Raw genomic sequence first — 950 nt, 5'->3', positions numbered from 1 at the left:
CGCCAATTCCATCTACGCGGAATACCAGGCCGGCTTCGACGCCAGCTGGGAACTCGACCTGTTCGGCGCCAACCGCAGGGGTGTCGAGGCCGCGCGCTTTGGGGTGGATGCGCCCGAGCAGGATTGCGCTCGACCCTTCTGACCCTGGTCGGCGATGTCGCGTCCTATTACACCCAGGCGCGCGGCTACCAGGCGCGCATCGCGCTCGCCCGGCGTTCGGCCGTGTCGCAGCGGCAGACCGCCGAACTCACCCGCACCATGGCGCAGGCGGGGTCGGCGACGGCGGCCGATGTCGCCAAGGCGATGGGCCAAGCGGCCAGCACCGAGGCCGCTGTGCCGACGCTGGAAGCAAGCTATGCCGAAGCGGTGCATCGCCTGTCGGTGCTGACCGGCCGGCCGCCGGCAGCGCTCAACGAGCGGCTGAAGCGCGGCAAGCCGATCCCGGCGCCACGCTTGCCGATGCCGACCGGAATTCCGGCCGACATCCTGCTGTCGCGCCCGGATGTGCTGATGGCCGAGCGGCAATACGCGCAATACACCGCCAAGGTCGGCCAGGCCGAGGCGGCGCGCTATCCCTCGGTCAGCCTGACGGGAGACATCAGCACGGCGGCCCTCAATCTCGGCGACCTCGGCAAGAATTCGTCCATCGGCTGGTCCTTCGGGCCGACGCTCAGCGTGCCGCTGTTCAACGCCGGCCAGTTGCTGGCGGCCGCCGACGTCGCCCGCGCGCAGCGCGACCAGTATTTCATCGCCTACCGGTCTTCGGTGCTGACCGCGCTCGAGGATGTCGAGAACGCGCTGGTGCTGATGGCGCAGGAGCGCATCCGCATCGGCAAGCTTGCCGCGTCGGCGAAATCCTACGGCGATGCGGCGCGGCTGGAAGGCACGCTCTACAAGGCGGGCGAGACCAGCCTTCTCGACGTGCTCGACGCCCAGCGCTCGCTCTACTC

Annotated in this window: 1 pseudogene; it reads left to right on the top strand. The window is 69.5% G+C overall.

The annotated features are described in order from the left end of the window. Window positions 1-950, top strand: a pseudogene (locus tag EOA36_RS36200) (efflux transporter outer membrane subunit); the annotation flags it as partial.

Source organism: Mesorhizobium sp. M8A.F.Ca.ET.021.01.1.1 (assembly GCF_003998025.1).
Taxonomy (GTDB): Bacteria; Pseudomonadota; Alphaproteobacteria; order Rhizobiales; family Rhizobiaceae; genus Mesorhizobium.
Note: the sequence above shows the minus strand (reverse complement) of the source record. Positions and strands in the feature narration are given on the sequence as shown.